General features: G+C 74.0%; 9 protein-coding genes. 4 read left to right on the top strand and 5 right to left on the bottom strand.

Features of this window, described 5'->3' with window-relative positions; all coding sequences use genetic code 11:
* Positions 1-7 precede the first annotated feature (7 nt).
* The 4 genes from ACFV04_RS04795 to ACFV04_RS04810 form a co-directional block, all read right to left on the bottom strand.
* A complete protein-coding gene (locus tag ACFV04_RS04795) occupies positions 8-2,773 on the bottom strand; it encodes a SpoIIE family protein phosphatase (RefSeq protein WP_380526811.1) in 2,766 nt (921 codons plus the stop codon).
* A gap of 111 nt (positions 2,774-2,884) precedes the next feature.
* Complete coding sequence (locus ACFV04_RS04800; RefSeq protein ID WP_380526812.1) at positions 2,885-3,076, bottom strand: hypothetical protein; 192 nt, start codon at positions 3,074-3,076, stop codon at positions 2,885-2,887.
* Positions 3,077-3,236: 160 nt separating this feature from the next.
* Positions 3,237-3,713: a hypothetical protein gene (locus ACFV04_RS04805; protein WP_380526814.1), complete on the bottom strand. Its 477-nt coding sequence runs from the start codon at positions 3,711-3,713 to the stop codon at positions 3,237-3,239.
* Between the two features lie 87 nt (positions 3,714-3,800).
* Positions 3,801-4,667, bottom strand: coding sequence for a LuxR C-terminal-related transcriptional regulator (locus ACFV04_RS04810; RefSeq protein ID WP_380335142.1), 867 nt, complete (start codon positions 4,665-4,667; stop codon positions 3,801-3,803).
* 300 nt (positions 4,668-4,967) lie between these two features.
* Between ACFV04_RS04810 and ACFV04_RS04815 the strand changes: the two genes are divergently transcribed.
* The 4 genes from ACFV04_RS04815 to ACFV04_RS04830 all read left to right on the top strand — a co-directional run bounded on the left by ACFV04_RS04815 (position 4,968) and on the right by ACFV04_RS04830 (position 6,930).
* Positions 4,968-5,135, top strand: coding sequence for a hypothetical protein (locus tag ACFV04_RS04815; protein WP_360261133.1), 168 nt, complete (start codon positions 4,968-4,970; stop codon positions 5,133-5,135).
* 4 nt (positions 5,136-5,139) lie between these two features.
* On the top strand, positions 5,140-5,352 hold the full coding sequence (locus ACFV04_RS04820) for a helix-turn-helix transcriptional regulator (protein WP_360261137.1): 213 nt from the start codon (positions 5,140-5,142) through the stop codon (positions 5,350-5,352).
* A 142-nt stretch (positions 5,353-5,494) separates the two neighbouring features.
* Entirely contained in the window at positions 5,495-6,139 is a 645-nt protein-coding gene (locus ACFV04_RS04825) for a LuxR C-terminal-related transcriptional regulator (RefSeq protein WP_380526817.1), read from the top strand.
* Positions 6,139-6,930 carry a thioesterase II family protein gene (locus ACFV04_RS04830; RefSeq protein WP_380526818.1) on the top strand — a complete coding sequence of 264 codons (792 nt, stop codon included), beginning with the start codon at positions 6,139-6,141 and terminating at the stop codon, positions 6,928-6,930. The genes ACFV04_RS04825 and ACFV04_RS04830 overlap by 1 nt, the downstream gene beginning before the upstream one ends.
* 60 nt (positions 6,931-6,990) lie before the next feature.
* Here the strand turns inward: ACFV04_RS04830 and ACFV04_RS04835 are convergent, their stop codons facing one another.
* Positions 6,991-9,252 carry a pyridoxal-phosphate dependent enzyme gene (locus tag ACFV04_RS04835; RefSeq protein ID WP_380526819.1) on the bottom strand — a complete coding sequence of 754 codons (2,262 nt, stop codon included), beginning with the start codon at positions 9,250-9,252 and terminating at the stop codon, positions 6,991-6,993.
* Positions 9,253-9,267: the final 15 nt, after the last annotated feature.

Here is a 9,267-nt window from a genome sequence, read left to right on the forward strand (position 1 = left end):
CACCCGTTCACGCCAGCAGCGCCTCGAACCGGTACTCGGGGGCGGTCAGCGGCTGCTCGGACCAGATGACCTTGCCCCGGGCCGTGTACCTGGTGCCCCACCGCTCGGCCAGCTGCGCCACCAGGAACAGGCCCCGGCCGCCCTCGTCCGTGGTGGCGGCGTAGCGCAGGTGCGGGGCGGTGCTGCTGCCGTCGGAGACCTCGCAGACCAGGGAGCTGTCCTTCAGCAGGCGCACCCGGATCGGCTCGGCGCCGTAGCGGATGGCATTGGTGATCAGCTCGCTGAGGATCAGCTCGGCCGTGAAGGTCAGCTCCTCCAGGCCCCAGGCCGTCAGCCGGTCGGTGCACTCCCTGCGGACGCGTGACACGGCGGCGAAGTCGAACGGCACGTCCCAGTCGGCCACCTGCCCGGGGTCGAGCAGCCGGGTGCGCGCGACGAGGAGCGCGATGTCGTCGCTGCGCCGCGGTGGGAGCAGGGCGTCGAACACGGCCCGGCAGGTGTCCTCCGGGGACCGGTGGTCCCGGACGTCCGCCAGCGAACGGCGCAGTTCGGCGAGTCCGGTGCCCAGGTCGCGCTCGCGGTTCTCGACCAGCCCGTCGGTGTAGAGGACCAGTTCGGTGCCGGGTTCCAGCCGTAGCTCGGCGGTTTCGAAGGGCAGTCCGCCCACGCCGAGCGGCGGGCCGGCCGGCAGGTCGGCGAACTCCACGCCGCCGTCGGGGCGGACCAGCGCGGGCGGCGGGTGCCCCGCCCGGGCCATGCTGCAGTGCCCGGAGACCGGGTCGTAGATCGCGTACAGGCAGGTGGCCCCGGTGACGGGCGCGCTCCTGCCGTCGTCCGCCGCGCCGGCCGCGCCGTCCTGGTCGAGCCGGGTGACCAGCTCGTCGAGGCGGGCGATCAGCTCGTCGGGGGGCAGGTCGAGGGCGGAGAAGTTGAGCACGGCGGTTCGCAGCCGGCCCATGGTGGCGGCGGCGTGCAGGCCGTGGCCGACGACGTCGCCGACGACGAGGGCGACCCGGAAACCGGGCAGCGGGATGACGTCGAACCAGTCCCCGCCGACCCCGCGCAGCGCGGGCAGGTAGCGGTAGGCCACCTCCAGGGCGCTCTGCTCGGGCAGTCCCCGGGGCAGCAGGCTGCGCTGGAGCGTCTCGGCCATCCGGTACTCACGGGTGTAGCGGCGGGCGTTGTCCACGCTGATCGCCGTGCGGGCCACCAGTTCCTCGACGAAGGAGAGGTCCTCGTCGTCGAACGGCGCGGATTCGCCCGCCCGCCAGAAGTGGACCGTGCCCAGGGTCAGGCCGCGCGCCCGCAGCGGCGCGGTGATCAGCGCGTGCACCCCGTGCGCCAGCACGCGGTCGGCGGCCTCCGGGGCGCGTGCCCGCCAGGCCCGTTCACGGCGCAGATCGTTGGTGAGCACCGGGTGGCCGGCCCTCAGCGCGCTCTCCTGCGGCGTGCCGGGGAGCGGGCTGATCTCCGTGCCCACGGGCAGGAACGGCCAGTCGTCGCCGCTGCCGCTGGTGGCCGTGCGGTGGATCCGCAGGCCCTGCTCGACGCCGGGGCCCGGGACCAGTTCCTCGCCGCGCAGCACGGGGTCGGCCAGCTCGACCGTGGCGTGGTCGGCGAAGCGGGGAACCGTCACGTCGACCAGCTCCTGCGCGGTCCGCGCCGCGTCCAGGGTGGTACCGATCCGCAGCCCCGCGTCGTACAGCAGCTGGAGCCGGGCCCGGGCCGCCTCGGCCTGCCCGGCCAGCGCCCGCAGCTCCGTGGTGTCCCGGATGGTCGCGACGCTGCCGGCCCCGCCGCCGAACGGTGCGGTGGGGCGGTTGTTGACGGCGAGCAGCCGGTCCCCGGCCCGGTGCACCTCGTCGGTCGCGGTGCGCTCGGAGGCCAGCAGCCCGGCCAGCCGGGGATCGAGCCCGAGCTCGGCGACCGGCTGCCCCTCCACCCGGGGCGGCAGTTCCAGCAGGCGGCGGGCCTCGTCGTTCACCAGCAGCACCCGCCCGTCCCCGCCGACGATCAGCACGCCCTCGCGGACCGCGTGCAGCACCGCGTCGTGGTGCTCGTACATCCGCGTCATCTCGGCCGCCCCCAGGCCGTGCGTCTGGCGCCGCAGCCGTCGGCGCACCAGCGCGGCCCCGCCCAGGCCCACGAGGAGCGCGGCCGCCGCGCCACCGAACAGGACCGGCAGCTGCCGGCTCACCGCGCTGCCCACGTGCGCCACGGTGATGCCGACCCCGACCGCTCCGGAGACCGAACCGTCCGGTCGGACGACCGGCGCGCCGGACTCCACGACCCGCCCGAGGGGCGTCGGGAAGCTGTCGGTGGTCGGCCCGGTGAGGGCGCGCTCGAACGGGCCGATGACGTGCTTCCCGATCAGTTCGGGCTTCTCGGCCGTGTAGCGGATCCCCTGCGGGCTGGCGAAGACGACGTAGTCGAAACCGCCCGCCGTCGCGACCTTGTCGGCCAGCGGCTGCAGCGTCGCGGTCGGATCGGGGCTGTCCATCGCGCTGACCACGCCGGGGTCCTGCGCCAGGGCGACGGCCGCGGCACGGGTGCGGCCCGCCGCCACGCTGGTGGCGTAGCTCCGGGCCTGCAGGACGAGCGTCGTCAGCGCCGCACCGACCAGCAGCACCACGACGACCAGCAGGCACAGGAACACCTGCCCGGCGAGGCTGTGCACCCGCAGCCGCGAACGCAGCCCGCCCAGGACCGGCCGATCCGGCCCGGGCCCGCCCGGGTCCGCGCCCGCGGCGTCACGGCCGTCCGCTCCGTACATCGGCCCGGATCAGCTTTCGACGCGGTCGTTCATGCGGGTCTCCCGTCGTCCGACGGCTGAGCGGAGTCCCGAGGCAGTGGCATCGTCCGCGGCCGGACGTCGCCTCGGCTTTCAGGGTAGTACCGGGCACCCGGCCGTGCCCCCACAGTCGGGGCGGCCGGGCCGGGCCGCCCGGCGCGCCTCCGGGGGGCGGGCGACCTCGGCGGTGACGGCGGTGCGGACGGCCGCCGGCCGGTGGCGGGTGCCTGCGGTGATCTCGGTCATGCCGTGCCGGACGGTGACGGCGGGGTGCCCGTCGGCCACGCCCGAGGAACCGTGCGGGACCAGGGGGCCGGAACGGCGCGCGGATCGCGGGGACGAGGCCGGGTCGTGACCCCGGCGGCCGGATCGGCCGTCGCCACCGGGACGGAGGGCGAGGCGCGGCGGATCGACCGGGTCCGGATCCGTCCGGAGTCCGGCGGGTTCAGTCCTGCACGCCGTCGGCCGCCAGTGCGGCGGCCGGCGCCGACGGCGCTTCCTGCGGATCGGTGACGGTGAGGACGACGTGCCGCGCGTCCTCGCTGTGGAGGGCGCTGCAGCGGTAGCCGGGCGGGAGGTACAGGGCCTCGCCGCTGAGGGTGGAGACCTCGGCGGCGGGGTCGCCCGGCGACCGGAGCGTCCAGCGGCTCGATCCGGCGGACTGGATCACCAGGACGTGGCCGCCGGGCGGGAGGGCGCCGGCGGCGTCCTCGACCTGCCAGCCCAGCAGCGCCGTCAGGCCCGCGGCGACGTACCCGGCCAGCGCCGCGTCGGGCGGCCCGCCGGCGCTGCGGGGGACGGCCGGGTCGTTCTCGGGCCAGAGCAGCCCGAAGGTGCGGGCGAAGTGGGTGTCCAGGAAGAGCGCCAGCTCCTGGAGGTAGGGATCCAGCCCGGGGCGCTCGCTCAGGCGTTCCCAGTCCACGTGTTGTCTCCTTCGGTGGTGCCATCCGCCACAGTGGTGTCGGAGTGTCAGCATGGTGCATCTGCGGCTCGGACGGCATCACGGTTTTCAGGTATCCAGGAGGCCCGCCCGGCTGGCGGCGACGCCCGCCTGGAAGCGGCTGTCGGCGCCGAGCCGCTCCAGGATCTCGGCGATGTGACGGCGCGCGGTGCGCAGCGACATTCCCAGGCGGCGGGCGATCGCCTCGTCCTTGAGCCCGTCGGCGAGCAGGCGCAGGATCGTGCGGTGGAGTTCCCGGGCGACGGCCTCCATCTCGCGTCCGGTGGACTCCTGGAAGGGGGTGGCCTGGCCCCAGGTGAGTTCGAACATCTCGTAGAGGTAGGCGACGGTCGACGGTTCGCGGATGACCACGGCTCCCAGCTCCGGGCCCGCGGCGGAGAGGAAGGCGGTCTCGCGGTCCATGATGATGATCCGCCCGGCCAGTTCGTGGGTGGTGCGGTACTCGGCGCCCAGGGCGGAGGCGGCGGCGACGTAGGCCTGGCTGGGGCCGTTGAAGCGGGCGGTGTGGTGGTAGATGGTGCGGATGCGCACGCCGCGCTCCAGCATCGCCCGGTCGCGCACCAGGGCCTCGGACATCGCCTCGGGGAGCCGGGCACCGCCGCCGGGCTGGCAGGAGACCACCTCGGTGGTGCACTGTTCGCCCAACCGGTTGAGCAGGAGCCGGACTTCCGCCAGGGTGGGGATCACCTCGATGCCCTCGCCGGACTCCCGGCTGTCCGGGAAGAGGGGGGAGAAGTCGTCGAACCGGCTGCGCATCCGGGCGATGTCGTCCTGTCGCCGGCGGATCTCCGCCTCGACGGGGGCGGCGCGGCGGAAGTAGGCCGAGTCGGGGGAGACCACCCGCAGGGTCTCCTGCCTGGCACCGGTGGGCGCCAGCAGTCCGGTGTCGAGCAGCCGCTCGATCGCCGCGGTCACCCCGGCGGGGGGAAGTCCCGTCGCCTGTGCGACGACCGCCGGATCGTGGGCGCCGGGGTAGCGGTTCTCCGCAAACCATGCGTAGACGGACAGGTCGGATTCATGCCCCTGACCTGCCCCGGTCCGACGCTCTGTCACATTTTGATCGCTTTTCTCCATATTTACCCCCACACCCCTTTGCTGCCAGGCAAGTTGATGAACGGTTCCAAGCATGTCGGCGATCTTCGATGCCCGCCAGAGTGAAGCCATGGCCCCTTGGACCAAGGGGGCGGATACCACATAGACCCACGGGAGATCCCCATGAAGCGGTTCATCACCACCACCGTGGCGCTGCTCGGCGCCGCAGCCCTCTGGCTGGCCCCGACCGTCTCCGCCACCGCGGCGGCGGCCCACGACGGCCCCACCGCGTCCTCCGTCCTCACCTGCCCGACCAACGCCCTCTGTGACGACACCTCCTGGGGAGGCTGACCCTTTGTTCACCACACGGGAGAGGGAGATCCTCGACCACCTCGCGCAGGGCCGCACCTCCCGGGCCACCGCCCGGCTGCTGCACCTGAGCCACCACACCGTCGAGACCCACATCCGCAACATGCGGGGCAAGAGCGGGGCCAGCAGCCGTACCCAGCTGCTCGCCATCGCCCTCGGGTTCGACACCGTCGGGCCCGCCGGGCCCGGCAGGGGCTGATCAAGTCCGAATCCGAGCAGCACTCCCCGACGGGGGTCGGACATGTCCGGCCGGCCGCAGGCGCGCCCCTGGCGACGCCCGGACCGGCGGGAACCGGGCGTGCTGGGCGGGCCACTCCGGAGAAGGGGGATGTCACAAACCGATGGAAATACCGATTCTGATATGTGCGGGCCAGTCGCTGATGCGCAGCGGACTCTCCTCGGCCCTCGTGGCCGAGCCGGACATCCGAGTGGTCGGTGAGACCGCGGACGGGAGCACCGCCCGCGCGCTGGCCCGGGAGCTGAACCCCGCCGTCGTCGTGGCCGACTTCGAACTCGCGGACATGACGGGCATCGACCTCGTCCGCGAACTCCCGGGGCCGAGCCGGGAGGCCCCCCGTACGCTGCTGATGGCCCCGGCCGAGGACGACGCCGTGCTGGAGTCCATCCTGGCGGGCGCCACCGGGATCGTCACCCGGAACACCCTGGCCGAGGACTTCCCCCAGGCGATAAGAGCCACGGCCACCGGCCACTCCTTCCTGTCCCCCGACATCGCGGCCCTGCTGCTGGGCTGGGTCCGCGACAAACAGCCCGCGCTGCTCCCGGCGCTGAGCCTCAACCTGCTCACCTTCCGCGAGCGCGAGATCCTGGCACTGCTGGCGAACGGGATGTCCAACGCCGAGATCTCCAAGCGGCTCTGCATCGTGCAGTCGACGGTCAAGTTCCACATCTCCCAGCTGCTCAGGAAACTCGGACTCAGGGACCGCCTGCAGGCCGCCGTGTTCGCCCACCAGAACGGTGTCATCTGATGTTGCGCCAGAACCAGGACAGCGCTGCCCGCTGGCTGCCGTGGACCACGGGGACGACCGGACTGCCCCGCGTCTACTGCCTGCCCTTCGCCGGCGGGTCCTCGCACTTCTTCCGCTCGTGGACGGAGCCGGCCCGGGACCTCGACGTCGAGGTCGTCCCGGTCGAACTGCCGGGCCACGGGACCCGCTTGCGCGATCCCCTGCTGACCGGCATGGCCGCCATGGTCGACGCGCTGTGCGAGGAGGTCCTGCGGCGGGAGAGCGGGCCCTTCGCGATCCTCGGGCACAGCATGGGCGCGAAGATCGCGTACGCGGTGACCGAGGAGCTGGAGCGCCGGCCCGGGGCCACGCCGCCGGTCCGGCTCTTCGTGTCCGGGTCGTTCCCGGCCTCGGCCGTCGAGCCGAAGCCGCTGCACGACCTGCCGGACGCCGAGCTGACGGCCGAGCTGACCGCGATGGGCGGCACGCCTCCGGAGATCCTCGCCAACACCGAGCTGATGGAGTTCATGCTGCCGGTGATCCGGGCCGACCTGACCCTGCTCGAACAGTGGCACGCGCCGGCCGGGAGCCGGGTCTCCTGCCCCATCACGGCGTTCGCGGGCCGGGACGACCGGGTCGTCCCGGCGGAGCTGACCGCGGGCTGGGCCGACCACACGACGGCGCCCTTCGCCCTCCGGGTCCACCCCGGGGACCACTTCTTCCTCCGCGAGGAGAGGGACGGGATGCTCGGCCGGATCGCGGCCGAGCTCCACGGGCACCCGGTCGACCTGCGTGCCCCGGACGGAGTGTGACGCTCCGTCGCCGTCCGCCCCGCATGACGGTCCGTCGCGCGGGGCGGACATGACGATCCGTCACTCCCCCTCGACGCCGACCTCGATCAGTCCGGTCGCCTCGGCCAGCGCCCGTCCGACCTCCTGCGGCGACGCGCCCACGGCGATGACGTGGCCCAGCCGGTCGTAGGCGCTCCGCGGCGGCCGGACCTCGCGGCCCGGCGTCCCGCTCACCAGGACCCGCTCCACGCCGGGCACCCGCTCGGCCTGTCCGACCCCGGTCACGCCGGTCAGCCGGCCCGGCCGCGGCGCGGTCAGGAACCGCAGGCCGGCCCGGCGGTCGTGCGCGGCCGAGAGGTCGAGCGGCAGGCCGGCGGCGGCGCGGATCTGCTGCTCCAGCAGGTCGATCCCGGTGGCCGGGCGGATCAGTTCCGGGATCATGCCGCCGGCCAGCCGTCCGTTGATCTCGATGACGGCCGGGCCGTCCGCGGTCAGCCGGAGCTCGACGTGCGCCGGGCCGCGCTCGAAGCCGACGGCCTTCAGCGCCTGCCGGGCCGTGTCGGCGATCCGTTCGGCCAGCGCGTCGTCGATGTCGGCGGGGAAGAGGTGACCGGTCTCGACGAAGTGCGGCAGCGGGCTGACGGTGCGCTGGGTGACGCCGACGCACCGGGCCTCGCCGTCCACGCCGAACATCTCCGCGCTGAACTCGGGCCCGTCCACGTACTGCTCGACCAGCACCGCGCCCGGGGTCCGCTGGCCGCGCACGTTGTGGGTGACGGCGAGCAGGTCGAGGGCGTGCGCGGTGGCCGTCCCGGCGTCCTCGCACCACAGCACGGACTGCGAACCGGACTCCCCGACCGGCTTGACCACGCAGGGCAGGCCCACCGCGGCGACGGCGGCCGCGACCGCGTCCCGGTCCGGGTCCGTGACGACCGCGAACCGGGGCTGGGTCACCCCGGCCTCGTGCAGCGCGGTCCGGGTCAACGCCTTGTTGCGGCAACGGGTCATCGCCTCCGCCGGGTTGCCGGGCGTGCCCAGCGCCGCGGCCGCCCGCGCGACGTGCTCCAGGTAGAACTCGCTGGTCGTCGTGACGCCCGCCACCCGGCGGCCGGCGCTCACCTCGGCGACGGCCGCGGTCAGCGCGGCCTCGTCGTCGGTGTCGCACACCACGACCCGGCAGCCGGTGCCGGGCAGTTCCGGGTAGCGCGCCGCGTCCTTGGTGAACAGCACCGGCTCCAGGGCGAGGCGCACGGCGGTCCGCAGCGCGATCATGCCGGTGCCGGTGGTGTTGGACTCGACGAACAGCAGCAGCTTCCGGTCCCGGCGGGGTATCCGGGCGAACGACCAGCTGGAGACGGTGGCGCCGTACTCGACCTCCTCCGGGGCGGCGGCGAGGGTGCCGGCTTCGGCCGCGCCCGCCTCGGCGTCGGCGGCGTCGGCGTAGACGGTGTCCACGTAGCGGTCGCCGCGGTCCGGCATGATCCCGACCAGCCGGGTGCCGGGCTCGGCCCGGGCCGCGAGGTGGGTGAGGATCCGGTAGACCGAGCCGGAGGTGTTCCCGCCGAAGATCTTCTGCTCCCGGGCGAGCCGGCGGGTGGCGTCGAAGGCCTCGTCGTCGGACAGCCAGTGCACCTCGTCGAAGAGGCGGTAGTCGATGTTCTCCGGGATGAGGCTGTTGCCGAGCCCGCTCTGCTTGCGGGTCGGCCGGTCCGGCTGGCCGAAGAGCACGCTGCCCACGCAGTCCACGCCCACCACCGAGACGTCCGGCAGGCGTTCCAGCAGCGCCCTCGACGTCCCGCAGAGCGAGCCTCCGCTGCCCACCGCCCCGACCACGACGTCCACCGACCCCAGGTCGGCGACCAGTTCGGCGGCCAGGCCCCGGTACGCGGCGGGGTTCTGCGGGTTGCTGTACTGCTGCGGCCAGAACGCGCCGGGCAGACCGGCCATCAGCTCGGCCAGCCGCTCCAGCCGGGCGCTCTGCCACCCCTGCCCGGTCATCGCCGCCACCACGTGGACCTCACAGCCCAGGGTGCGCAGCTTGGCCAGGGTGACGGGATCGATCCGCGGGTCGGTGACGATGTGCACCGGGTGGCCGAGGTAGGTGCCGACCAGGGCGACCCCGAGCGCCATCGTGCCCGAGGAGCTCTCCACGATCGGCGCGCCCTCGGCCAGCGCGCCGGTGCGCCGGGCGTCGAGGATCACCTGCCGGGCCACCCGGTCCTTCATCGCGAAGAGGTTCTGCATCTCCAGCTTGGCGAAGACCTCGACGCCTTCGGGGGCGTCGACCCTCAGCCGCACCGCCGGGGTGTGGCCGATGCCGTCGATGACCGATTCCTGCCGCATGTGAGTACGTCCTTA

Origin of the sequence: Kitasatospora sp. NPDC059599, from assembly GCF_042735125.1 — a bacterium.
Classification (GTDB): Bacteria; Actinomycetota; Actinomycetes; order Streptomycetales; family Streptomycetaceae; genus Kitasatospora.

Coding starts and splice junctions, on each gene's coding strand:
- ACFV04_RS04795 (WP_380526811.1), bottom strand. CDS start 2,773: ATGTACGGAGCGGACGGCCGTGACGCCGCGGGCGCGGACCCGGGCGGG.
- ACFV04_RS04815 (WP_360261133.1), top strand. CDS start 4,968: ATGAAGCGGTTCATCACCACCACCGTGGCGCTGCTCGGCGCCGCAGCC.
- ACFV04_RS04825 (WP_380526817.1), top strand. CDS start 5,495: ATGGAAATACCGATTCTGATATGTGCGGGCCAGTCGCTGATGCGCAGC.
- ACFV04_RS04830 (WP_380526818.1), top strand. CDS start 6,139: ATGTTGCGCCAGAACCAGGACAGCGCTGCCCGCTGGCTGCCGTGGACC.
- ACFV04_RS04835 (WP_380526819.1), bottom strand. CDS start 9,252: ATGCGGCAGGAATCGGTCATCGACGGCATCGGCCACACCCCGGCGGTG.